We start from the raw sequence: 23,602 nt of genomic DNA, 5'->3' as shown, positions 1-23,602 counted from the left end.
TCCCGGTTCCGCCGCGCGTGAAGTGATCACCGGCTGCTGCCGGACGGGTACTGCTCGGCCACTGCCCTCAGGGCAGCAGCGTTCCCGGTTCCGCGGGAGCGATCTCGACGGCCTTGGTCTTGACGTTGCGCCGCTCCCGCTTGGCCACCCACGTGGCGAACCATGAGAGCAGCATGCAGAGCCCGATGTAAATGGGCGAGATCACCATCACCACAGGGATGAAAGGGAGATCGTAGTCGAGGTTCGACGCGATCAGCTTCCCCGCGTGGAGGAACTCCTCGTAGGTGATCAGGTATCCGAGCGAGGTGTCCTTCAGTGCCACCACCAACTGGCTGATGATGGTGGGCAGCATGGCCCGCACCGCCTGCGGCGCCAGCACATAGGTCGTGACCTGTGTCTTGCGCATTCCGAGCGCGTACGCGGCTTCCCGCTGGCCGCGGTCCACCGAGTGGATTCCGGTACGGAACACCTCGGCGAGCACGGAACCGTTGTAGAGGGTCAGCCCCGCCACCAGGGCGGGCAGCGGCTGCACCTTGAGTGCCACGAAGATGAAGAAGATCATCACCAGGACGGGCATCGCCCGGAAGAACTCGACGAGCAGGGTCGAGATCCAGCGGACCGACCGGTGGACGGAGAGCCGCCCGACCGCGAGGACGGCGCCGAGCGCGAGCGAGAGCACCGCGGCGTACGCGAACGCCTTGAGGGTGTTGCCGAGTCCGCGCAGCAGGAGTTCCTGGATGCCCTTGTACTGGAAGGGCGCCCACTTCTCGCTGGTGAACTGCTCGGTGTCGAAGAGCAGATAGATGATCCAGCCGAGCAGCGCGAGGATCAGGACCGTGGACACGATGCCGTACACACGGTGCCGTTTGCGTGTCAGCGGTCCCGGGATGTCGTAGAGCGCGGTGGCCGAGGGCGCGGAATGGGTCATCGGGCGACTCCCCAGCGCTTCTCCATCACGTGGAAGAGCGCGCTGATGGACAGGGTGATGATCAGGTAGCCGACGGCGATCCACACGAAGGACCAGACGATGCTGTAGCCCATCTCGTTGAGGGGCTTGTAGGTGCCGAGCAGCTCCGTGACGCTGAAGGCGCCGGCGATCGCCGAGTTCTTGGCGAGCGCGATGAGGGTCGAGCCGACGGGTGGGATCACCGAGCGGAACGCCTGCGGAAGGACGACCGTGTTGAGGGTCTGCCCGAAGGTCATCCCGAGGCTGCGCGCCGCTTCGCCCTGGCCCGTGGGCACGGTGTTGATGCCGGAGCGCAGGACTTCGCAGATGAACGCGGAGGTGTAGCACCCGAGCGCGAGGACGGCGAAGACCTCGAACGGCAGGACGAGCCCGAAGCGCGGCAGCCCGAGCAGCACCGCGAAGAAGAGCAGGGTGAGCGGGGTGTTGCGCAGGACCGTCACCCAGACCGTGCCGAGGACCCGGAAGGAACCGACGGGCGCGACCCGGCACGAGGCCATGAGGAAGCCGAGGACCAGGGCGAGGGCCGAGGAGTAGACGGTGAGTTCGACGGTGCCGAGGAACCCCTTGCCGTAGAGGGAGAAGTTCTCCGTGAGTACATCCATGTGCGGGCCGGTCCCCTCAGTTCGCCGGGTAGCGGTCGATGGGCGGCGGCGTCGGCGCGGGCACTCCGGAGAGCCCCAGCGTCGCTTCGAACGCCTTCTTCCAGTTGCCGTTCTTCTCGTTGGCCTCCAGGGCGTCGTCCAGCGCGAAGCGCAGCGCGTTGTCGCCGCGCGGGACGCCGATGCCGTACGGCTCCTCGGAGAACGGCTTCCCGACCACCTTCATCTCGTCGGGTGCCTTGGCGGCGAAGCCCAGCAGGATGGCGTCGTCGGTCGTGACGGCGTCGACCTGGAAGGTCAGCAGGTTGTCGACGCAGATCGAGTACGTGTCGTAGGCGACGAGGTCCGCTTCGGGATAGTCCTCGGCGATCCGCTGGTACGGCGTCGACCCGGCGGCGGAGCAGACGGTCTTGCCGGCCAGGTCCTGAGGCCCGTTGATGTCGTCCTCGTCGCTGCGCACCAGCAGACCCTGACCGGCCATGTAGTACGGCCCGGCGAAGCCCACGAGCTTCTTGCGCATGTCGTTGATGGTGTAGGTGCCGACGTAGTAGTCGATCTGCCCGTTCTGGAGGGCGGTCTCGCGGTTGGCGGACGCGATGGTCTTGAAGCGGATGGTGTCCGGCTCGAAGCCGAGGGAGGCCGCCATCATGCGGGCGATCTCGATGTCGAAGCCGGAGTAGATGCCGCTGGCCGGGTCCTTCTCACCCAGGTACGGCTGGTCCTCCTTGGCTCCGACCACCAGGTATCCCCGGCTCTTGGCCTTGCGCCACGTGCTGGACTCGGGCAGCTCGAAGCCGGTGTCGACCTCGTACTGGGGCAGCGCCCCGGGCTTGGGCCCCTTGACCGGCGGGCTGCCCTCCTTGCCGCAGCCCGCGGCGAGAACGGCGAGCAGCAGGCAGACCAGGGCGGCCAGGGCTCTTCTCGTACGCACCATGAATCCCCCCGTCAGTGCTTGAGGATCTTGGACAGGAAGTCCTTGGCGCGGTCACTCGACGGAGCGGTGAAGAACTCCTCCGGATTGCGGTCCTCGACGACGGCTCCGTCGGCCATGAAGACGACACGGTTGGCGGCGGACCGCGCGAAGCCCATCTCGTGGGTGACGACGACCATCGTCATGCCCTCGCGGGCGAGCTGCTGCATGACCTCGAGGACCTCGTTGATCATCTCCGGGTCGAGCGCCGATGTGGGCTCGTCGAAGAGGAGGGCCTTGGGGTCCATGGCCAGGGCGCGGGCGATGGCCACGCGCTGCTGCTGGCCGCCGGAGAGCTGAGCCGGGTACTTGTCCGCGTGCGCGGCGAGCCCCACACGGTCCAGGAGCTCCCGCGAGCGCTTGTCCGCCTCGTCCCTCTTGCGCTTGCGGACCTTGATCTGCGCGAGGGAGACATTGGCCAGGACGGTCTTGTGCGCGAACAGGTTGAAGGACTGGAAGACCATCCCGACCTCGGCCCTGAGCTGCGCCAGCCCCTTCCCCTCCTCGGGGAGTGGCTTGCCGTCGAGGGCGATGTGACCGGACTCGATCGTTTCAAGTCTGTTGATCGTCCGGCACAGTGTCGACTTCCCGGAGCCCGAGGGGCCGATGACCACCACCACCTCCCCGCGGCCGACGGTGAGATTGATGTCCTGCAGTACGTGCAACGCCCCGAAGTGCTTGTTGACGCCCCGCAGCTCGATCAACGGATCGACGGCCATACACTGCCCTACCCATATGTCGCTTGTGTCGAAGTCTGCGCAAACTATCCGTCCGGGTAAGGGACTTAGCAGGCGACACGCATGGGGGCACGATAAGGCTGTTTATCTCGATTTGGTGACGGCGTCAGCCCTCGGCGGACTCCGCGTACACCTGGGAGAGCTCCGGACTGCCCGACATCGCCCAGTCCAGGCCGGCCTCGACCACGTCGATCTCGCGCCCGGAATCCAGGCACACCACGGGCTGGCCGCTGGGCCTGATGTGCCACACGGCACCGGGCACGGTACGCACGAGGACCGTGCCGAGGTACAGGCCCGCGTCGTTGCCGAGCCAGGGCAGCTCCTCGGGGTCGTCGCGCCAGCGGGGCGGCAGCTGGTCGAGGGCGGTCAACGAGGCGGGACTGTCGTCCAGTTCGAGTCCGTTCTGCTCCGCTCGGACACGCAGCAACTCGCATTCGGCGAGCAACTCGGCCACACCGTCCGGGTCGGCCTCGACGGCCGCGGCGAGAGCGACCCCCCGCGTACCACCCTGACGCTTACGCCAGTTGTCCAAGAAAGGGATGTTCATACCACTAGGGTCCCATCCCTGCCGTGTTCCGCACCACAGGGCGCGCGGCGGATTCCCTCCCGAGCCCGGAGATCTCAAGACGGACCGGGCCGTACCGACTTGCGCGGTGACCGGTCGCGCCCCCGAGCGGGCCCACGATTAGGGTTTGGCCATGATCACCCAGGCGTATCTCTCCGAACTCTTCTCCCTGGACGGCCGCGTCGCCGTCGTGACCGGCGGCAGCTCGGGCATCGGCAGGTCCATCGCCGGTGCCCTCGCCCACGCGGGCGCGAGCGTCGTGATCGTGGCACGCAGGGAGGCCGAACTGACCGTCGCGGTCGACGAACTGAAGGCCGACGGCTGCCGCGCGGCCTGGGTGAGCGCCGACCTGGGCACCTCCGAGGGCGTCCGCGCGGCTGCCGAGGAGGCTGCCGCGGTGTTCGGAGAGCCGGACATCCTCGTCAACTGCGCCGGGATCAACCTGCGACCGCCGATGGGCGAGCTCGGCGAGGACGTCTGGGACACCACGATGGCGGTGAATCTGAAGGCGCCCTATCTGCTCGGTGAGCGCTTCGGCCCCGGCATGGCGGAGCGGGGCTTCGGCCGGATCATCCACATCACCTCGCAGCAGGCGCACCGGGCGTTCGTCAACAGCGGCGCCTACGGGGTCTCCAAGGGCGCCCTGGAGTCGCTGGCCCGCTCGCAGGCGGAAGCATGGTCGCCGCACGGGGTCACCTGCAACACCCTGGTGCCCGGCTTCGTGATGACGCCGCTCAACACACGGCTGTCGTCCGACCCGGAGAAGGTGGCGGCGCTGGCCGCGCGCACGATGGTCAAGCGCAACGGGCTGGCGGAGGACTTCGCGGGCGCGGCCGTGTTCCTGGCGAGCGGCGCCTCCGCCTACGTCACCGGACAGTCACTCTTCGTCGACGGCGGATTCTCGGTCCACTGACCGCTCCTCACACCGTTCCTGCCACGATGGGCGCATCAACCCGCCGTTGACAGTGCCTCTACTGTGGTGCCGCACGGTCAACAGGCTTGCGGGCAACGGGAACGAGTGAATCGCGATGGCCGACGACGGTACGGCGCGAAGCTGCGGCTCCGGCTCTGCTTCTCCGGACTGACGTACACCGAGTCGAGACTGATCACGACAGGGGGCATAGCCCTGCCGCCCGGTTGCTGTCCATGCAGGTCAGCGCCGGGCGGCAGTGTGTTGACGATCAGGTTGTAACAGTCCGTCGAAGCCGTGCGGGCTCACACCGGGCTCACCTGGTGAAGGTCTGGTCTTCGGGTACTCGACACTTCGCCCGCAAGCGGGCCCTGAGGAACGGCTGGCGAAGCTGCTGGCCGTCCACTCCCTCCATAGCAACAAGGGTCCAGTCCGAACCGCGGCATGGCGCCCCATCAGAATCCGAGATCGGGGCACGGTAGAGAGCCTCCGCGCTGCCGAGCGGTGACTGCACATGCGATCAAGTCTCAGCGCGCTGCAGGCCCAACGTGTTAGCTATGCGGCATGACTTACGATGCGACCGATCGAGTGCGACCAACGGATCTGCCAGGACTGGCCTTCATCATCCTGTCCGAGAGGTTCTTCGACGAGGCCGGCAAGCCCGTCCCGTTCCGTCTTCGCGAAAAGCGGAACACCCAGGATGATCCGTTCGACGAGTACGTAGCAGAAATCCTCAAGGAAGAGTTCCAGGACGACACACTCGTCCTCAGGGCCGACAAACCGCTCGTGAGCCCTGACGTGATCGTTGCTCGGCCCGAGGAGTACTACCTCCTGGAGACTGGCGGCGCGGACTACGACACCCGTGCGATCTTCGGCCTCGAAGTGAAGAAGGTGGATCTCGGCAAGAACGGGAAGCCTGCACGTGCAAGCGGTCTCGACTACAACAGCACGCCGCCATGCGAGACGATCCGGGTCTACTCCGCAACTGGATCGGCGTTGCGGATCCCTTCCTACTACCTCTTTGTGACTCTGGCAGAGGGCGTGGACACAGGGACCGTTTACGTCCACTCTCTTGTCCTGGTAGCCGGTGCTGCCCTCAACAAGGATGTCGTGCTCTACGAGCGCATCACCGGTACCCGCAAGAAGCAGATTGGCCTCGGTACGTATGGAGACGGAGCAGATCGCCAGCGCCCCATGTTGGTGTTCCCGAATCCTCTCGGCTGGGAGTGGCTTACCGGATCGGCGACCCTAATCAGCGAGCGCGGCGACCTCTCCAGCGAGCACCCTCTTGCCTACGTACGTGAGATGACCCGATCCGTATCCGATGGGGTCTGGGAAATCTTCCACTGCTACCGGCTCGCAAAGCTGTCCCCCGAGCGGGAGGAGTTGGCTGAAGATCCCTTTCCTCAGCCAGCCAAGCGCAAGGAGGAGACATCCCAGCGAGGCCGTTTCGAAATCGATCTGAGGACACTCACGATCGGTTAGAGCGCACTTCCAGGGCAGCAGCAGCGCGAGTCACAGCCTCATCGGCAGCCGCTGCCAGGGAGTCCATCGACATTGAGTTGCCCGGGAGCGTGTGCAAGGCCAGCACCGAGCCCCGCACCACCGACTCCACATCTGCAAAGCCGACCTTTGCGCCTGCCTCTTGGCACTCACGAAGGCCAGCTACTGCGCGCAACTCCACATCTGCGATCGTTGTCGCTGTTGGTGCACTGTGGCCAACGAGGCGGCAGACCACAATCGAATCCAAGTTGGAGGGGTCCGCAGCACTGGACTTGACCGTGCTCGTGCTCATCTCGGCTTTGACTGGCTGGACCGCGGTGACCACCAATCCCGCCGACTCGAGCGCCTTGACCAGTTCCGCCCAGCCGGTGATCCGGGCCTGGTGGAAGGTGAAGGCCAGGAGCCCTTGGGGTTTGAGGAGACGGGCGCACTCCTTCCAAACGGCACGGATTGCCTCACCGAAGTCGGCAGGGTTGGCAGACTGTACCTCTGCAGCATGCCGCGTCGTAGTGGAGGCGGTTGGGTAGCCGTCGAACGGCTTGATCTCGCGCAACCAGGCGTGGAAGAAGTCCGCGAGTTCGCTGTAGTGGACGTTGTCCATATACGGCGGGTCAGTAATCACAAGGTCCACCGAGGCATCCGGCAAGTCGAACGACGCCGAGGACCCATGGCTGATGTACGCCGTCGCCATACCGTCGATGAACTCCTGCGCACTACCGAGATCACGCTTCAAGGCTTCCGACAATCCGAATCGCCGTTCGGCACTCCCCTGCGATGGGATCAAGTCATGCGGATTCTGTTTATAGTCCCATGCCCGGATAATCCGCGATTGGTACAGCGTAGAGAAGGCTCCCGATGATGAAGGCGTTCCCCAAGGGTGAGCCTCGAGCGGAGTTCGCTCAGGCTTCAGTACATGATTGGAGAACATATGGCGAACAGCGCCCGTACCCTCTCCCTTGAACGAGCAGAAGAGATTATTGAACTCCAGTACACCCGAAAAGAGGGCAGCCAGGGCCTCCCGTTCTGGGCTCGGGTCCAGATCGCGGATCGCAGCTCCGAGCAGGCCCAGGCTGTAGAGCTGGCGCGCATTGAAGAACTGAGCCCAATCTCGATAGTTCCACCTGATGGCCTGCCGGGTATTGTGGCCGTCATCCAGCCCACCAGCTGGCAAGACCAGCTCCCCCCTCCCATCAGCAAGGCATCGTTCAGCCTGCGCGTACAGAGCACGGTCGAATTCGTCGATGGACTCATATCGCCGCGTACCGTCTGGGTATAGGACTTGCTTGGCATACATGCGCAGCGCGGGCGGTTGATCACCGAGCGCATCGAGCACCTTCGACGCGTGACCACTCGGGCATGTCATCGTGGCGCGATTCACAGGCCCCGAGATGCCTGAGGTCTCACCGCACTCGTGACATGTGAGCTTGCTGTCCTCGACGACGTTAACAACGACGACAGCATGACAATGCGGGCAGGTTGCGCGACTCGTCGGGTGTTTCTTCGGATACGCGTGCTGGGCGAAGACATAGCGACTGAACAACTCGACTGGCGCGGCATCGGCCGGACACTGCGGGCAAGAGGCCAACGCAACCCAGAAGTAGTAGAGGACGGGAAGCCCATCCTTGTTCCGATGGAGCGCGTCGATCCGCTCTCGGACCTGCGACTCGATCTTCTTGAAAGCCGCATCCAAGAGGGTTCGGTCCCAGGGCGCCAAAGCTTGCCTTTGAACAAGGGTGGCAACAGGGTTGATATCCCTGCCGACAACTTTGGCGCCAAGCTTGGCAGCCTCCGCCAGCGTCGTACCTGAGCCGGCAAAGGGATCACAAACGACCAGACCGGGGAGCCGCAGCGCACTGCTGTAGCAGTCCATCGCATCCTGCTCACCTTCAGCAACAGCAGCTGCCAAGATCCCACGGAATACAGATCCGAGACGCTGCGCCCACCACTTGTGAGTGTGCGTGGCAGGACGGTGAATTTCCTTGCGCCACGACTCTCGCTCAGCAGCTGCGGAGATCATCTCGGCAGGGAATCCAGCCTCCAGTGCCGACACGGGTGGCACTGCACTGCGACTAATGCGTTGCGGCCCGTCCTCCACGGCGTCGAACATGCTCTCCGGTTCGAAGATCGTCACTTGGTCCTCCAGATTCTGGACAAGTATCCACGCTCGCGGCTGGGGTCCGCTCCGTACACCCTCACGCCCTGTTCAACAGAAGCCGCAGCCGTGGGCCGTCAAGACTTGAGCAGCTCAAGTCAGGCCACCGACTCAGACTCCACTGACATAGGTCGACCTATGTCGCAAAATTACCCCGACGCCCTCCTGCCGTCCATCGAACCGACAGAAGCCAATCGGTGGACTAGGTCAGCTACGCTCGTGGACATGGAGCTGAGCCCTGACGACCCTCGCCCGGTGTACCTGCAAGTCGCCGCGGCACTGCGCGACGGCATCGGCAGTGGGAAATACCGGCCAGGAAGCCGGCTGCCTTCGGGGAGGAAACTGGCGAAGGAGTTCGACATTGCGCTGATGACCGCGCAAAGCGCGCTCCGGGTACTTCGGGAGGAAGGTGCGGTGATCTCCCACCAGGGTCGCGGTGTCTTCGTCCGGGATCCCTCAATGTCCCCCGCCTCCGCGAAGGAGGCTAACCCCGTATCTCTGTCACTCAGCCAGGAACTGGAGGCCATCCGCGGCGAACTCCGGCGAGTCAACGACCGGCTTGCCCGCCTCGAAGCCCAGGCCGATGGCAGCGGTGAAGTCTCCCGCTGATCGCGGCGATGGTGGCGCGGCCGGTCGGGCTGATCTCGCGCATTCCGGGGACGAGACCGCCACAGGCGAGTGCAGTGGAAGCGGCGAGTATCTCGGCCTGTACAAGGAAGATGAACGGCCCCACGCTGGCGCGGTACAGGAAGTTGACGGCGTGCCCCCCGTTGAGCAAGTAGAAGCAGTGGCCGGTCCTCACGGTGGCCACGTACGCACCGTTATGCAGCCGGGGGAAGTCCTCGCTCGGCGCTGGTAGGCGGTACAGACACCCCTGGAGACTGTCCTCGACCGCTTGAGGATGCGCACAGCGATCCCCCACGCTGCGCGCGCTTTTCAGGCACATCCGCCTCGACCGGCAGCGCGTCCCCCACCTCGACACGATGTTCGCCGGCATCGCCGCGACGAACCTCGAGAATGAGACGGTGCCGACCGTGACCGTCGCCGGCCACGCGATGGTGAATCCGTCCAAGCGGCAGGTCACCGACGCCGTGCGGTCCCGTGCCCCGCACCTGCTGCGCGCGGCGAGGAACGCCTCATCGCACGGCTGAGGTCCGCGACCGCGCTCAGAGATCGAGGTCGACGACGACCGGGGCGTGGTCCGACGCGCCCTTGCCCTTGCGCTCCTCACGGTCCACGTAGCTGTCCTTGACCACGGCCGTGAACGGGGCGTTGCCGTAGACCAGGTCGATCCGCATGCCCTTGTTCTTCGGGAAGCGGAGCTCGCGGTAGTCCCAGAAGGTGTACGGGCGGTCGTACTTGAGGGGGCGCGGCATCACGTCCGACAGCCCCTCCTGGCGCAGACTCGCGAGCGCGGCGCGCTCGGCCGGGGTGACGTGCGTGGCCCCTTCGAAGAGCGCCGGGTCCCAGACGTCCTCGTCCGTCGGGGCGACGTTGAAGTCACCGAGGACGGCGAACGGCTGCGCGCCCGCCGCGTCCGCCGCGACGGCCTTCTGCAGGGCCTCGAACCAGGCCAGCTTGTACGCGTAGTGGTCGTGCGCGACCTCGCGGCCGTTCGGCACGTACACCGACCAGAGGCGGACCGGGCCGCAGGTCGCGGAGATCGCGCGCGGTTCCTGCACGCCCTCGTAGTCAGGGCCGTCGGGCAGGCCGGAGACGACGTCGGCGAGGCCCACGCGGGAGATCAGCGCGACCCCGTTCCACCGGCCCGTGGCGTTGACCGCGGACTCGTAGCCCAGCTCGCGCAGCGCTTCGGCCGGGAACTGTTCGGCGGAGCATTTGGTCTCCTGGAGGCACAGCACGTCGGTGCCGGTGCTCTCCAGCCAGGCCAGCAGCCTCGGAAGACGGGCGGTGATCGAATTGACGTTCCAGGTGGCGATGCGCATGGCAGTAAACCTAGCCCCTCCCACTGACAGTCGCCCGGCTCCCGGCCTGCCGGCGCCGGTCAGAGTTCGGCGGCGCCGCCGGGGGCCAGCCGGCTGTGGTCGGTGCCGCCCAGCCTGCCGATCTGGTTGTCGTAGATCGGCCGCGCGAGGTCGGTGAGCAGGGCGTCGTGGATGTCGATGGCGCGCCGCGGCCGGACCTCGCGCACGTAGTCGATGACCTCGGAGATCTTGTTCCACGGGGCCATCACCGGCAGCATCAGCGTGTCGACGGGACGGTCCGGCACCGTCAGCGCGTCGCCGGGGTGGAAGACCGAACCGTCGATCAGGAAGCCGATGTTGGTGACCCTCGGGATGTCCGGGTGGATCACGGCGTGCAGCTCGCCGTGCACCTCGACGTCGAAGCCCGCGACGGTGAACGTGTCTCCGTGGCCCACGGTGTGGACCCGGCCGGGAAAGGCGGCGGAGAGCTGGTCGGCCACGCTGCGCAGGGTCCAGATCTCGGCCGCCGGACTGGCCTCCAGACCCGCGCGCAGCCGCGCCTCGTCGAAGTGGTCCGGGTGCTCGTGCGTCACCAGGATCGCGTCGGCGCCGATGGCCGCGTCGCCCTCGGAGAATCCGCCGGGATCGATGACGATCGCCCGCCCTTCCCTCTCGAGCCGGATGCAGGAGTGGGTCTTCTTCGTGAGCGTGAGAGGCGATGCGTCCATGCGCCCATCTTGCTACGCGGGCGGCCTGGTTTCCTCCTGGATCACCGACCTGGCGATGGCGAACGCGGCGCCCGCGGCCGGGATGCCGCAGTACACGGCGGACTGCAGCAGCACTTCCTTGATCTCGTTCGGTGTGAGCCCGTTGCGCAGCGCCGCTCTCGTGTGGGCGGCGAGGCCCTCCAGGTGGCCCGAGGCGACGAGTGCCGTGAGCGTGACGCAGCTGCGGGTGCGGCGGTCGAGGCCCTCGCGGTTCCAGACCTCGCCCCAGGCGTAGCGGGTGACCAGCTCCTCGAAGTCCTCGGTGAAGGCGTCGGTCGCGGCGGTCGCACCGTCCACATGGGCGTCGCCCAGCACCTCGCGGCGGACCTTCATTCCGCGGTCGTAGCCGTCGTGCCCGGCCCCTCCCGTGCTCCCGGGGCCGGCGGGGGCCGCCGCGATCTCGGCGACGGGCATGAAGGGGACGGAGAGCGCCGGGACGACGGGCGGCACGGGGATGGGCCCCAGGGTGTCCTGCCAGGCCGTGGAGAAGTGCATGAGGAGCAGGTCCGTGACGGCTCCGGGCTGCTCGACGGGGGCCAGGTGGGAGGCACCGGGGACGAGGGCGAGCCGGGCGTCGGGTATCCCGGCGACGAGCGTGCGCGCCTCGGCGGGCCCGGTGACGTGGTCCTCGGCGCCGACCAGGACGAGGGTGGGGACGCTGATGCGGCCGAGTTCCGTCCGCATGTCGAAGGCGGCCAGCGCCTCGCACGCGGCGATGTAGCAGCCGGGGTCGGTCGTGCGGACCATCTGGACGGCCCATTCGACGATGGCCGGCTGGGCCGCGGCGAAGCCGGGGGTGAACCACGCCTCCGGGGCGGTGCGTGCCATCGGTTCCAGGCCGTTGGTGCGGACGATGACGCCGCGCTGGCGGAACTCGTCGGCGCTGCCGAACCGGGGCGAGGCCGCCACGAGGGCCAGCGAGGCGACCCGGTCCGGGTGGCGCAGCGCCAGTTCGGCACCGATCGCGCCGCCGATGGAGCAGCCCGCGTAACCGAAGCGCTGGACACCGAGGCTGTCGAGGGTGGCGAGCAGCCGGTCGGCGAGCTCGCCGACGCCGGTGGCGGGGTGCGCGGGGGCGCCGCCGTGGCCCGGGAGGTCGTACCGGAAGATCCTCCAGTGCTGGGAGAGCTCGGGTATCTGCCGGTCCCACATGTGCCAGGTCGTACCCAGGGAAGGGCCGATGACGAGAACCGGGGCGTCCTCGGGCCCGTCGAAGCGGTACTGAAGGAGCTGCGGGGCCTGCGGCGCGGCTGGCTGGGTGGCCTGCCGGGGCTGCGGGCCCGGCGCGGCGTGGGCGGCGTTGTGGGTGGCCGGAGCGGCGTGGGCGGCGTTGTGAGTGGCCGGAGCGGCGTGGGCCCCGTGCGGGGTGTGGGCGGTCTGCGCGGCGTGCGGCGGCTGGGCGGGCTGGAGGGCGGCCCGCTGGGCCTGGACCGGCTGCACGGGGTGCGGGACCTGCTGGGCCTGGACCGGCTGCAGGTGGTGCTGCGCCTGGACCGGGTCCATGTGAAGGGGTGGCTGCTGGGCCGGTGCAGGCGGTATGACCTGCATGGTCACCTCCGGCTGCGGCGGCACCTGGCTCTGCGTCGGCTGCTGCGGCACCTGGCCCGCCACGGGCTGCTGCTGCGGGTTCTGCGCGGGCTGCGGGGTCGTCTCAGTCACTTCGCTCACTCGCTCCAGGTTAGTGAGCCGTCCGTCGGGCCGCGGTCAGGGGGTCGCCGCGGAGACGACATAGACGACAGGACTGGCCGGATCGGTCATGTTGACGGTGATGTTCTGCGTGGGGCGCGGGTCCTTGTTGGTGTGCGTCACACCCGCCCAGTACACGCCCGGACCGAAGTACCAGCCCGTGATCTTTATGTCCCGCGGGCTGATGGTGACGGCACCGGGCTTCAGCGCGGCCCGGCCCGTTCCGGTGTTGCTCAGGAAGCGGTCGAGGCCGGCGGACGTCGTACGGAACTTCACGTACATCCGGCTGGCTTTCCAGTTGTTGGTCTCGTAGTACTGGACGCCCGTCGCGTTGCCGGGGATCGGGATCTCGAAGATCCGCCGCTGCATGCCGGACGGCCAGTCCTCACGCAGTCCCTGCGCGGCGGCCTCGGCCTCCTTGTCCTTGCCCGAGCGGCGGCTCTGCGCGGCGGAGATCACCAGGTAGCCGGCCGGGATGCCGATCAGCAGCACGATGGTGGTCGCCGTGATCAGCCGGCGGCGGATCATCCGGCGCCGGTCCTGCGGGGGCGGGCCGTCGCCGGACGGCGACGTCGGGCGCGGCTCGGCGGCGTGCTCGGCTGCGATCATGATCGGAGGTTTCCCCAGGTGCTGCGGATACGGAGTACGGAAAGCGGCGGCGGAGCGGCGCGGATCAGTCGACGGTGCGGGCGCTCCGGGTGCTGCGGATGGTGCTCGCCGCCTGGTCGTAGATCTGCGCGTACCGCTCGTACCGTTCGACCCGGCGCCGGTTGGCGCGGCGGAATCTGCGGGCGACCAGACGGGCCAGGTCCGCGGCGCCGACCATACCCGCCTCCGGGCCGAGCTGCGCTTTCGCGATCCGCGCCTCGGGGCGGTAGCCGCGGCCGGTGAGGTGCCGCTTGAAGGCGTCGCGGGCGGGGCCGATCAGCAGGTCGTCAGCGGCGCTGACGCCGCCTCCGATGACGAAGCAGGACGGGTCGAGCGCGGCGGCGAGATTGGCGATCCCCACACCGAGCCACTGGCCGATGTCCTGGAGGAGCTCGATGCACATCGCGTCGCCCTCGCGGGCGAGTTCGGTGATGAGCGGTCCGGTGATCTCCGGGATGTTGCCCTTGACCCGCTCGATGATGCTGTGGGCCACCGGGGAGTCGGCGGCGGCCAGCTCCCTGGCCTCGCGCACGAGGGCGTTGCCGGAGCTGTACTGCTCCCAGCAGCCGCGGTTCCCGCACGGGCAGCGGTGCCCGCCGGGCACCACCTGCATGTGGCCGAACTCACCCGCGACGCCGTACTTGCCACGCTTGACGTGCCCGTCCTCCAGGATCGCGCCGCCGATGCCCGTACCGAGCGTGATCATGACGAGATGGTCCTCGCCTCGGCCGGCACCGAAGCGCCATTCCGCCCAGGCCGCGGTGTTGGCGTCGTTGTCGACCATGACGGGGACGACGAGGCGGGAGGCGATGGCGTCCCGGAGGGGCTCGTCGCGCCAGGCGAGGTGGGGGGCGAACAGGACCTTGGAGCGGTCGGCGTCGACCCAGCCCGCCGCGCCGATGCCGACGGCGTGCACGTCGTGGCGGTCGGAGAGGTCGAGGACCAGCTCGACGATGGTGTCCTCGACGACCTTCGGGCTCTTGGACTTGTCGGGCGTCTCGGTGCGCAGCTGTTCCAGGATGTTGCCGTCCGCGTCGACGACCCCGGCCATCACCTTCGTGCCGCCGATGTCGATGCCGACCGTGGGGACGCGGGGGGCCGTGAGGTGCGAGCGCCGCTCCCGGGTGCCGACGGTCTTGAGGACGGTGGCGCGGGCGGAGCCGCGGTGTGCGAAGTCGCGGTACGTGCTCATCGTCCCTGCGTCGGTCGGGGGGCCGGTGCGTGCTGCCGCCGGCAGCGGACTGCGCCCGCCATGGTCGATTCTGCCATTGCCCGCCCCGGTCCGTCCGGCAACCGATTCCTCCTCAGTCCTCGGACCGGTTCGTTTTGCCCAGCTCGTGGCTCAGCTCCTCCAGTTCGCTGCCGCCCGCCATCTGCCGGGTCAGCTCGTCCAGCGTGATGCTGTCCCGGGTGTGGCTGCCCGACATGGTGCCGCGCTTGAGCAGGACGAACCGGTCGCCCACGAGGTAGGCGTGGTGCGGGTTGTGAGTGATCAGGACCACGCCGAGGCCGGCGTCGCGGGCCGCCGCGACGTACTTCAGCACGACACCGGACTGCTTGACGCCGAGCGCCGCCGTGGGTTCGTCGAGGACGAGGACCTTGGCGCCGAAGTGGACGGCGCGGGCGATCGCCACGCACTGGCGCTCACCGCCGGACAGGGTGCCGATGGGCTGGTCGACGTCCCGCAGGTCGATTCCCATGCGCAGCAGCGCCGCGCGCGTCGTCTCGCGCATCAGCGGTACGTCGAGACGCCGGAAGGGGCCGGCTCCCTTCGTCGGCTCGGAGCCGAGGAAGAAGTTCCGCCAGACCGGCATGAGCGGCACGACCGCGAGGTCCTGGTAGACCGTGGCGATGCCCCGGTCCAGGGCGTCGCGCGGGTTGGCGAGCGTGGTCTCCTCGCCGTCGATCAGGAAGGTGCCGGCGTCGTGCCGGTGCAGCCCCGCGACGATCTTGATGAGGGTGGACTTGCCGGCGCCGTTGTCGCCGAGCACGCAGGTGATCTCCCCCGCGTGGACCTCCAGCGAGACGTGTTCGAGCGCCTTGATGCTGCCGTAGAACTTGCTGACGTCGTCCAGCTCGACGAGTGCCTGGGTCGCGGTCATGTCGTCGCCTCCGCGCGCTTGCGAACCCATGCGTTGAGCAGGGTGGCCAGGAGCAGCATCGCTCCGAGGAAGAACTTGAACCAGTCGGGGTTCCACTCCGCGTACACGATGCCCTTGCTGGTCATGCCGAAGATGAACGCACCGACCGCCGAGCCGATCGCGGAGCCGTAGCCGCCGGTGATCAGGCAGCCGCCGATGACGGCCGCGATGATGTAGATCAGCTCGTTGCCGACGCCTTCGCCGGACTGCACGACGTCGTAGCTGAACAGCAGGTGCTGTCCGGAGACCCAGGCGGCGAAGGCCACTCCGAGGTAGAGACCGATCTTCGTACGGATCACCGGCACACCGACGGCCCGCGCGGCGTCGGCCTCGCCGCCGACCGCGAAGATCCAGTTGCCGAAGCGGGTGCGGAGCAGGATCCAGGTGGCGATCGCGACGAGCACGGCCCACCACAGGATGGTGATCTTCAGCTCGATGTCGCCGATGGTCAGCTGGGAGGCGAAGACCTTGCGGGCCGAGTCGAAGCCCTCCATGTCGCCGATGGACTTCGTCGAGACGGTTCCGCTGATCAGCTTGGTGAAGCCGAGGTTGAGACCGGTCAGCATCAGGAACGTGCCGAGCGTGATGATGAAGCTCGGCAGTTTGGTGCGGGTCAGCATGAAGCCGTTGAACGCGCCGATGCACAGCGTGACCAGCAGGGAGACGAACACGCCGACCCAGACGTTGGCCGTCATCTGGTAGCTGAACATCGAGGAGATCAGCGCGGAGCTGGTCACCATGACGCCGGCGGAAAGGTCGAACTCGCCGCCGATCATCAGGAGCGCCACCGGCGCGGCCATGATCCCGATGGTGGAGGCGGCGTACAGGACCGTGCCGAAGCTGGACACCTGCAGGAAGCTGTCGGCGACGACCGCGAAGAACAGGAAGACCGCCGCCGCACCGACGACGGAGCCGAGTTCCGGGCGGCCGAGGAGTCTGCGCAGCGGCGAGACGCGAAGCAGCCGCTCGTCGGGCCGGCCGGGCGCCGGAGCCGCTGGTTGCCCGGTCGCTGTCATCGGGTCCCCCGCTTCGTGTACTCGGCGAGCTCGGACGCGTCGTCGGAGGTGATGATCTGGGGGCCGGTCAGGACGGGCAGGCCGCCGCCGAGCACGTTGCGGTTGTAGCGGTAGAGCCAGAGCAGGTCGACGGCCTCGTACCCCTGGAGGTAGGGCTGCTGGTCGACGGCGAAGCCGAGCGTGCCGTCCTTGAGCGCGGTGGCGACCTTGGCGTTCAGGTCGAAGGTGTCGACCTCGGCCTTGCTGCCCGCGGTCTCCTTCGCCTTCACGGCGGCGTCGGCGAACGGTGCGCCGAGGGTGACCACCGCGTCGATGCCCTTGTCGGACTGGAGCTTCGCCTCGATGGACGCCTGGACGTCGGGCATGTTGGTGCCGTCGACGTAGAGGTTCTGCATCGTGCCGCCGAAGGACTTCTTGGCGCCCTCGCAGCGCTGCTCGTGGCCCACGTTGCCCTGCTCGTGCAGGATGCACAGGGCCTTCTTGCGGCCCCGCTGGTCGAGCTCGTCGCCCACGGCCTCACCGGCGATGGCCTCGTCCTGGCCGATGTGGGTGAGGGCGCCGAACTCCTTGGACTCCGCGGAGCCGGAGTTGACGGTGATCACCGGGATGCCGGCCGCGGTGGCCTTGGCGACGACGGCCTTCATGGCGTCGGGCTTGGCGAGCGAGACGATCAGCCCGTCGACCTTCTTGTCGATGGCCGCCTGGACGAGCTGGGCCTGCTGCTGCGCCTCGTCGTGGTGCGAGTAGAGGAAGTTGATGTTGTCCTTGACCGCCGCCTGCTCGGCGCCGCTCTGGACGATGTCCCAGAAGGTGTCGCCGTCGCCCGAGTGGGTGACCATGGCGAAGGTCCAGCGCGGTGTGTTCACCGCGGACCGGCCCTCCGCGGCCTGCGCCGCGCGCTCTTCCGCCCGCTTGCCGCCGGTGCTGCTGCATCCCATGAGGGACGCCCCGAGCACCGCTGCCAGCACGGCGCCCATCGCGCGTACCCCTGTCCGAACCCTTGCCACGACGCCGTGCCCTTCTAGTGCTGCTCGCTGTGCTGCTTGGTGGAGCCGGGGAGAGTGCACTCCCGGCCCGGCTGCCCAAGTATCCCCGAGGGGGTGTCCGCGCCGCCCGGCAGGGGCGAGGCGGTGCGGCGGCACGGCACTGCACGGGGCGGTCACCGGGTGCCGCGCGCGGTGTATTTCTCCAGCTGCGGTACGTCCTTCGCGGTGACGATCGCGGGTCCGGTGAGGACCGGCTTCCCGCCGCCGATGACGTTGCCGTTGGTCTTGTTGAGCCAGAGTTCGTCGACGGCGAGATAGCCCTGGAGGTAGGGCTGCTGGTCGACGGCGAAGCCGACCTCCTCGGCCTTGAGCCGCTTGACCACCTCGGCGTTGAGGTCGAAGGTGTCGACCTCGGCGGTGGATCCGGAGCCCTCCTTGGCCTTGACGGAGGCGGCGGCGAACGGGGCTCCGAGGGTGACGATCGCGTCGATGTCCCGGTCGGCCTGGAGCTTCGCCTCGATGGAGGAGGTGGAGGCCGGCATGTTGGTGCCTTCGACGTTGAGGTTCTCGACCTCGCCCTCGAAGGTCTTCTTCACCCCGGCGCAGCGCTCTTCGAGTGACACGTTGCCCTGTTCGTGGATCACGCAGAGCGCCTTCTTGCGGCCCCGGCCGTTGAGCTCCTCGCCGACGGCCTCGCCCGCGACCGCCTCGTCCTGGCCGATGTGGCTGAGCGCGCCGACCTCGGCGGAGTGCTGCGCGCCCGAGTTGATGGTCACGACGGGGATGCCGGCCGCGACCGCCTTGGCCACGACCGCCTTGACCGCGTCCGGCTTGGCGAGGGTGACGACGATGCCGTCGACCTTCTGGTCGATGGCGGCCTGGACGAGCTGGGCCTGCTCCTTGCCCTCCTTGTCGGCGGAGTAGAGGAACTCGACGTTGTCCTTGGCCGCGGCCTGCTCCGCGCCGCTCTGCACGATGTCCCAGAAGGTGTCGCCCTGCCCGGAGTGCGTGACCATCGCGATCTTCATACGCGGGGTGGAGACCGCCTTGCCTCCTCCCCCGCCGCCGGACGGGTCCTCGGAGTCCTTGCCGCCCGACCCGCTGCATCCTGCGAGGGTGAGAACGCCTATGGCGATCAGGACTGTTGCCGTGCGGATCGTGCGCATGGTGGGCCCGCCTTCTCTCCCCGGCCGCCCGAGTGCGGCTGGGGGAGTTCTAGCGGCGTTGTATGACCACCGTCAATAGTTTGTCCGAACATTCTTACGCAGCCCCGGTGCGGGAGCGGTCGCTCAGGGACGTACGAGCAGCTGGAACTCGAACGAGTAGCGCGAGGCCCGGTAGACGTGCGAGCCGAATTCGACCGCCCGCCCGGTGTCGTCGAAGGTGGTGCGCTCCATCGTCAGGAGCGGCGCCCCCTCGGGCTCGGCGAGCTGCGCCGCCTCCCCCGCCGTGGCGGCCCGCGCCCCCACGGACTGCCGGGCGCTGTGCAGGGTGATACCCGAGGCCCGCATCATCCGGTAGAGCCCGGTGGATTCCAGCTGTTCGGTGGGAAGGCCCAGCAGGCCCGGCGGCAGATGGTTGCGCAGGAGGGCCATGGGCTCGTCGTGCGCGGAGCGCAGGCGCTCGACGAGGTGGACCTCGCTGCCCTCCGCCACGCCGAGCGCGGCGGCGACCTCGGCGGTGGCCGGTTCGACGGTGTTGCGCAGGACGCGCGTGGCGGGGCGCTGACCGGCCTTCTCCAGGTCGTCGTAGAGCGAACTCAGTTCGAGCGGGCGCCTGACCTGGCTGTGCACGACCTGCGTACCGACGCCACGGCGGCGGACCATGAGCCCCTTGTCCACGAGCGACTGGATCGCCTGGCGGACGGTGGGACGGGACAGGCCGAGCCGGGCCGCGAGCTCGATCTCGTTGCCGAGGAGGCTGCCGGGGGCCAGCCGGCCCTGTTCGACGGCCGCCTCCAGCTGCTGCGACAGCTGGAAGTAGAGCGGCACCGGGCTGGTGCGGTCCACGCTCAGCGGGAGCGCCTGGTCGGTTCCTTGTGTGGGCACGGAACGAGCTTAGTTCGATTGTCCTGACAAAGCCATGCCGTTCCGAACGGGTGCACGAGTCGTTCATTTGTCAGGACAAAAGCTTGACATGACGAAGGGTGAACGCCACCTTGGGGCCATGCGCATCGGACTCATCGGAACGGGACGTATCGGCACCTTCCACTCGGAGGTGCTCAGCCGTCACCCCGCCGTGGATTCACTGGTGGTGGCCGACGCGGACCCGGAACGCGCGGCCCTGACCGCCGCCCGGACGGGTGCGACCGCCGCCTCGGTGGACGAGCTGTTCGCGAGCGGCGTCGACGCCCTGGTGATCGCCTCGGCGACCGCCGCCCACGCCGGACTCATCGCCCGGGCCGCCCGGGCCGGTCTCCCCGCCTTCTGCGAGAAGCCGATCGCCGTCGACCTGCCGGGCACGCTGAGCGCGCTGACGGAGGTCGAGTCGGCGGGCACCCTCCTGCAACTGGGCTTCATGCGCCGCTTCGACGCCGGATACGGTGCGGCCCGCGCCGCCGTACGCGACGGGCGGCTGGGCCGGCTGCACACGGTCCGCGCGATCACCTCGGACCCCGCGCCGCCGCCCGCCGCCTATCTCCCGCTCTCCGGGGGCCTGTACCGGGACTGCCTGGTCCACGACTTCGACATGCTGCGGTGGGTGACCGGCCGCGAGGTGACACAGGTGTACGCGACGGGTTCGGACGCCGGACCCCCGATGTTCCGCGAGGCGGGAGACGTCGACACGGCGGCGGCCCTGCTGACCCTGGACGACGGGACCCTCGCGACGGCGACGGCGACCCGGTGCAACGGCGCCGGGTACGACGTCCGCATGGAGCTGGCCGGCGAGCTGGACCAGATCGCGGTCGGCCTGGACGACCGTACGCCGCTCACCTCGGCGGAGCCGCAGGGGCCCGGAGCGCCGGCGAAGCCGTGGCCCGGCTTCCTGGAGCGGTTCGCCCCGGCGTACGAAGCCGAGCTGGACGCGTTCGTCCGGGTGGTCCGGGGCGAGCTGGCGAACCCGTGCGACGGCCGCGAGGCCCTCCACGCGCTGCGGATCGCCGAGGCGTGCGAGTGGTCGCGGCGCGAGCACCGGCCGGTGGACCTGAGCGAGGTCCCGGGCGCCTGAACCGCGCCCGGGGCCCCGTCGCCCTCAGCCGGACGAGCCCGGCGACCACGTCACCGGAAGGCTCTGCGGGCCCCGGATCAGCATCCCCGTACGCCACTTGAGCTCCGCCGGGTCCGCGTCCAGCCGCAGCTCGGGGAACCGCTGGAGCAGCGACCTGATCGCGATCCGGGCCTCGATCCGGGCCAGCGGCGCGCCCAGGCAGTAGTGGATGCCGTGGCCGAAGGCGACATGCCCCCGGGCGTCGCGCGTGATGTCGAAGCGGTCGGGCTCCGCGTAGCGGGCGGGGTCGCGGTTGGCGTCGGCCATCGCCACGAGCACCAGCTCGCCACCGCCCGGTATGACCGTGCCGCCCACGTCGAGCGGTTCGGTGGTGAAGCGGTAGGTCGGGGTCTCGACCGGGCCCTCGTAGCGCAGGGTCTCCTCCACGGCGCCGTCGATCAGACCGAAGTCGTCCCGCAGTGCGGCCAGTTGTTCCGGGTGGGTGAGGAGGGCCAGGACACCGTTGGAGATCAGGTTGACCGTGGTCTCGTGGCCCGCGACCAGCAGCAGCCAGGCCATCCCCATCAGCTCGTCACCGGAGAGCCGGTCGCCCTCCTCGTCCGCCGTGTGGATCAGCGCGCTCATCAGGTCGTCGCCGGGCCGGGTGCGCTTCTCGGCGACAAGTCCGGCCAGGTAGGCACTCATCGAGGTCGTCGCCGCGAGGCGTTCGTCCGCGTCGAGCGAGGAGACGGCGGTGTTGGACCACTGGCGGAACGCCTGCCGGTCCAGGAACGGCACGCCGAGGAGCTCGCAGATCACGGACATCGGCAGCGGGAAGGCCAGCGCCTCCACCAGGTCGGTGCCCCGGCCGGGTCCCGCCTCCATCGCGTCGAGCAGTTCGTCGGTCAGCTCCTGGATGCGCGGAGCGAGTTGCTCCATCCGGCGCGGGGTGAACTCCCGGGTCACCAGCTTGCGCAGGCGGGTGTGGGCGGGGGCGTCCGAGCTGAGCATCGACGTCCCCGCCGATACCTTGCCGACGCCCAGCGCGGGTGACGCCCTGCGCCATTCCTTGGACAGCCGCTGGTCGGCGAGCAGTTCACGCCCCGCCTCGTACCCGACGACGAGCCAGGCGGGTGCGCCCTCGGGTATCCGGACCCGGTGGACGGGCCCGAGGGCCCGCAGGCGTGCGTAGAAGGGGTAGGGGTCGCGGGTGAAGTCCTCGCCGAGCGAGGCGAGGTCGATGAGCGGTTCCGTGGTCAACTCGGTTCCCTTCAGGACGTCCTGGTGGAGAGGACGGTCCCCTGCGCGACGGCGCAGAGGTTCTCTTCGCCGTCGTCCCCGAGGGTGAACAGATCGCAGCGGACCACGGCCTGACGGCGGCCGGAGTGCACGACGACGGCGCGGGCGGAGAGGGTCCTCCCGGTGGCCGGGCGGACGTACTGGATGGAGAACCCGCCGGTCAGCACGGCGGGCCCGAGCGTGGTCCCGGCGGCGAAGGTGATCGCGTTGTCGGCCGCGTACGCGATGACCCCACCGTGCAGGAAGCCGTTCTGCTGCTGGAGTTCCGGCCGGACAGCGACCTCCAGGGTCGCGCCGCCGTCCCCGAAGGCCGTGACGCGTGCTCCCACGAGGACGCTGAAGGGCTGACTGTCGAGGACCTTCTGTGCGGACTCCAGATCGAGTGAGCTCATCTCCGGTTCCTCCCTCACCAGCGGACCGGCAGCCGCCGGACCCCTCGCATCAGCAGGCCCGGCAGCCAGTCGGGTTCGCCGCCGTCCGGGTCCCGTGCCAGTTCGGGGCAGCGTTCCAGCAGCGTGCGGATGGCGATGCGTCCCTCCATCCGGGCGAGCGGCGCGCCCAGGCAGAAGTGCATGCCGTGGCCGAAGGCCAGATGCCCCTTGGCCTCGCGCCGGATGTCGAAGGTGTCCGGATCCGGGTAGCGGCCCGGGTCGCGGTCGGCGGAGGCCAGGGCGACCAGCACCGCCTCACCGGCCGGAACGACGGTCTCGCCGATCCGCACGTCCTCCCGGGTGAAGCGGAAGGTGGCGGTCTCCACCGGCCCGTCGTAGCGGAGCATCTCCTCGACCGCGCCGTCGGTCAGCCCGGGATCGGCCCGCAGCAGGGCCAGTTGCTCCGGGTGGTCGAGCAGAGCCCGTACCCCGTTGGAGATGAGGTTGACGGTCGTCTCGTGGCCGGCCACCAGCAACAGGAAGGCCATGCCCACGAGTTCGTCGGGCGACAGCCGGTCGCCGCCGTCGTCGCGCGCCTCGATGAGGGCGCTCATCAGGTCCTTGCCGGGTGCGCAGCGCTTGTCCTCGATCAGCTCGACGAGGTACGCGCTCATGGCGCGGACCGCCTCGCCCTCCTGCTCGGCCGACGACGGCGCGACGATGCCGCCCGACATCTGGCGGAAGGCGTCCCGGTCCAGGTCCGGGACACCGATGAGTTCGCAGATGACGGTCATCGGCAGGGGGAAGGCCAGGGAGTCCACGAGGTCGGCGCGCCCCGCGGGGAGCATCTCGTCGAGCAGGTGGTCGGTGACCTGCTGGACCCGGGGGCGCAGCGCCTCGACACGGCGCGCGGTGAACTCGCGGGCGACGAGCTTGCGCAGCCGGGTGTGGTGCGGCGCGTCCATCTCCAACATGTTCGCGTTGATCGAGCCGCCGGAGGCCGACCAGTTGGCGCCCGTCCGCCAGTCCTTGCTGAAGCGCTGGTCGGCAAGGGCCGCTCTGGCCTCCTCGTACCCGACGATCAGCCAGATGCGGTCGAAGCCCTCGGCGCGGATGGTGTGCACCGGCCCCTCGGCGCGCAACTCGGCGTAGAGCGGATACGGATTCGCCCTGAAATCGTGTACGTCGTTCAGATCGACCATGGTCATGGCCG

Annotated in this window: 24 protein-coding genes; 5 read left to right on the top strand and 19 right to left on the bottom strand. The window is 68.7% G+C overall.

Annotation, left to right across the window (positions count from 1 at the left end):
• Window positions 1-67: 67 nt before the first annotated feature.
• From OG230_RS29140 to OG230_RS29120, 5 genes are all read right to left on the bottom strand, one after another.
• Window positions 68-928 (bottom strand): amino acid ABC transporter permease, encoded by an 861-nt coding sequence (locus tag OG230_RS29140; RefSeq protein ID WP_328906705.1) that lies wholly within the window; start codon window positions 926-928, stop codon window positions 68-70.
• The gene (locus OG230_RS29135) at window positions 925-1,569 is read right to left on the bottom strand and encodes an amino acid ABC transporter permease (RefSeq protein ID WP_328906704.1); all 645 of its coding nucleotides are present in this window, start codon (window positions 1,567-1,569) and stop codon (window positions 925-927) included. The genes OG230_RS29140 and OG230_RS29135 overlap by 4 nt, the downstream gene beginning before the upstream one ends.
• Before the next feature lie 16 nt (window positions 1,570-1,585).
• Complete coding sequence (locus tag OG230_RS29130) at window positions 1,586-2,500, bottom strand: glutamate ABC transporter substrate-binding protein (protein ID WP_328906703.1); 915 nt, start codon at window positions 2,498-2,500, stop codon at window positions 1,586-1,588.
• A gap of 11 nt (window positions 2,501-2,511) precedes the next feature.
• Complete coding sequence (locus OG230_RS29125) at window positions 2,512-3,255, bottom strand: amino acid ABC transporter ATP-binding protein (RefSeq protein WP_328906702.1); 744 nt, start codon at window positions 3,253-3,255, stop codon at window positions 2,512-2,514.
• 124 nt (window positions 3,256-3,379) lie between these two features.
• Entirely contained in the window at window positions 3,380-3,820 is a 441-nt protein-coding gene (locus OG230_RS29120) for a DUF6278 family protein (RefSeq protein WP_328906701.1), read from the bottom strand.
• 151 nt (window positions 3,821-3,971) lie between these two features.
• Here OG230_RS29120 and OG230_RS29115 point away from each other — a divergent pair, with 151 nt between their 5' ends.
• Together OG230_RS29115 and OG230_RS29110 are read left to right on the top strand one after the other, a co-directional pair.
• Window positions 3,972-4,751 (top strand): SDR family NAD(P)-dependent oxidoreductase, encoded by a 780-nt coding sequence (locus OG230_RS29115; protein ID WP_328906700.1) that lies wholly within the window; start codon window positions 3,972-3,974, stop codon window positions 4,749-4,751.
• Between the two features lie 561 nt (window positions 4,752-5,312).
• The gene (locus OG230_RS29110) at window positions 5,313-6,233 is read left to right on the top strand and encodes a hypothetical protein (RefSeq protein WP_328906699.1); all 921 of its coding nucleotides are present in this window, start codon (window positions 5,313-5,315) and stop codon (window positions 6,231-6,233) included.
• Here the strand turns inward: OG230_RS29110 and OG230_RS29105 are convergent.
• Window positions 6,220-8,382, bottom strand: coding sequence for a DNA methyltransferase (locus OG230_RS29105; RefSeq protein WP_328906698.1), 2,163 nt, complete (start codon window positions 8,380-8,382; stop codon window positions 6,220-6,222). The genes OG230_RS29110 and OG230_RS29105 overlap by 14 nt on opposite strands.
• Before the next feature lie 246 nt (window positions 8,383-8,628).
• On the opposite strand from OG230_RS29105, the gene OG230_RS29100 reads away from it, so the two are divergent.
• Both OG230_RS29100 and OG230_RS29090 read left to right on the top strand, forming a co-directional pair.
• Window positions 8,629-9,012, top strand: a complete 384-nt coding sequence (locus tag OG230_RS29100; RefSeq protein WP_328906697.1) for a GntR family transcriptional regulator — start codon at window positions 8,629-8,631, stop codon at window positions 9,010-9,012.
• Between the two features lie 374 nt (window positions 9,013-9,386).
• Entirely contained in the window at window positions 9,387-9,554 is a 168-nt protein-coding gene (locus OG230_RS29090; protein WP_328911649.1) for a hypothetical protein, read from the top strand.
• A 15-nt stretch (window positions 9,555-9,569) separates the two neighbouring features.
• On the opposite strand, the gene OG230_RS29085 is transcribed toward OG230_RS29090, so the two are convergent.
• From OG230_RS29085 to OG230_RS29040, 10 genes are all read right to left on the bottom strand, one after another.
• Window positions 9,570-10,349 (bottom strand): exodeoxyribonuclease III, encoded by a 780-nt coding sequence (locus OG230_RS29085; RefSeq protein ID WP_328906696.1) that lies wholly within the window; start codon window positions 10,347-10,349, stop codon window positions 9,570-9,572.
• Window positions 10,350-10,408: 59 nt separating this feature from the next.
• On the bottom strand, window positions 10,409-11,056 hold the full coding sequence (locus OG230_RS29080; RefSeq protein ID WP_328906695.1) for an MBL fold metallo-hydrolase: 648 nt from the start codon (window positions 11,054-11,056) through the stop codon (window positions 10,409-10,411).
• Window positions 11,057-11,068: 12 nt separating this feature from the next.
• Window positions 11,069-12,763, bottom strand: coding sequence for a bifunctional 3-oxoadipate enol-lactonase/4-carboxymuconolactone decarboxylase PcaDC (gene pcaDC / locus OG230_RS29075; protein WP_443051399.1), 1,695 nt, complete (start codon window positions 12,761-12,763; stop codon window positions 11,069-11,071).
• A gap of 36 nt (window positions 12,764-12,799) precedes the next feature.
• Window positions 12,800-13,390, bottom strand: coding sequence for a hypothetical protein (locus OG230_RS29070; protein WP_328906694.1), 591 nt, complete (start codon window positions 13,388-13,390; stop codon window positions 12,800-12,802).
• 64 nt (window positions 13,391-13,454) lie between these two features.
• Window positions 13,455-14,621 (bottom strand): ROK family glucokinase, encoded by a 1,167-nt coding sequence (locus OG230_RS29065; RefSeq protein WP_328906693.1) that lies wholly within the window; start codon window positions 14,619-14,621, stop codon window positions 13,455-13,457.
• 112 nt (window positions 14,622-14,733) lie between these two features.
• Window positions 14,734-15,561, bottom strand: a complete 828-nt coding sequence (locus OG230_RS29060) for an ATP-binding cassette domain-containing protein (protein WP_328906692.1) — start codon at window positions 15,559-15,561, stop codon at window positions 14,734-14,736.
• Window positions 15,528-16,586, bottom strand: coding sequence for an ABC transporter permease (locus OG230_RS29055; protein WP_328906691.1), 1,059 nt, complete (start codon window positions 16,584-16,586; stop codon window positions 15,528-15,530). The genes OG230_RS29060 and OG230_RS29055 overlap by 34 nt, the downstream gene beginning before the upstream one ends.
• On the bottom strand, window positions 16,583-17,593 hold the full coding sequence (locus tag OG230_RS29050; RefSeq protein WP_443051398.1) for a substrate-binding domain-containing protein: 1,011 nt from the start codon (window positions 17,591-17,593) through the stop codon (window positions 16,583-16,585). Before OG230_RS29050 ends, OG230_RS29055 begins: the two co-directional genes overlap by 4 nt.
• Window positions 17,594-17,745: 152 nt before the next feature.
• Window positions 17,746-18,738 carry a sugar ABC transporter substrate-binding protein gene (locus OG230_RS29045; protein WP_328906690.1) on the bottom strand — a complete coding sequence of 331 codons (993 nt, stop codon included), beginning with the start codon at window positions 18,736-18,738 and terminating at the stop codon, window positions 17,746-17,748.
• Between the two features lie 123 nt (window positions 18,739-18,861).
• The gene (locus tag OG230_RS29040) at window positions 18,862-19,620 is read right to left on the bottom strand and encodes a GntR family transcriptional regulator (protein WP_328906689.1); all 759 of its coding nucleotides are present in this window, start codon (window positions 19,618-19,620) and stop codon (window positions 18,862-18,864) included.
• Window positions 19,621-19,738: 118 nt separating this feature from the next.
• Here OG230_RS29040 and OG230_RS29035 point away from each other — a divergent pair, with 118 nt between their 5' ends.
• Window positions 19,739-20,740, top strand: a complete 1,002-nt coding sequence (locus OG230_RS29035) for a Gfo/Idh/MocA family protein (protein WP_328906688.1) — start codon at window positions 19,739-19,741, stop codon at window positions 20,738-20,740.
• A gap of 24 nt (window positions 20,741-20,764) precedes the next feature.
• On the opposite strand, the gene OG230_RS29030 is transcribed toward OG230_RS29035, so the two are convergent.
• From OG230_RS29030 to OG230_RS29020, 3 genes are read right to left on the bottom strand one after another with little or no spacing between them, the layout of a single operon-like run.
• Window positions 20,765-21,979, bottom strand: a complete 1,215-nt coding sequence (locus tag OG230_RS29030) for a cytochrome P450 family protein (protein ID WP_328906687.1) — start codon at window positions 21,977-21,979, stop codon at window positions 20,765-20,767.
• Window positions 21,980-21,990: 11 nt separating this feature from the next.
• A complete protein-coding gene (locus OG230_RS29025; RefSeq protein WP_328906686.1) occupies window positions 21,991-22,410 on the bottom strand; it encodes a PaaI family thioesterase in 420 nt (139 codons plus the stop codon).
• Window positions 22,411-22,424: 14 nt separating this feature from the next.
• Entirely contained in the window at window positions 22,425-23,597 is a 1,173-nt protein-coding gene (locus OG230_RS29020; protein WP_328906685.1) for a cytochrome P450 family protein, read from the bottom strand.
• Between the last annotated feature and the right edge of the window lie 5 nt (window positions 23,598-23,602).

Source organism: Streptomyces sp. NBC_00234, assembly GCF_036195325.1.
Taxonomy (GTDB): Bacteria; Actinomycetota; Actinomycetes; order Streptomycetales; family Streptomycetaceae; genus Streptomyces.
This window is presented reverse-complemented; position numbering and strand designations above follow the sequence as displayed.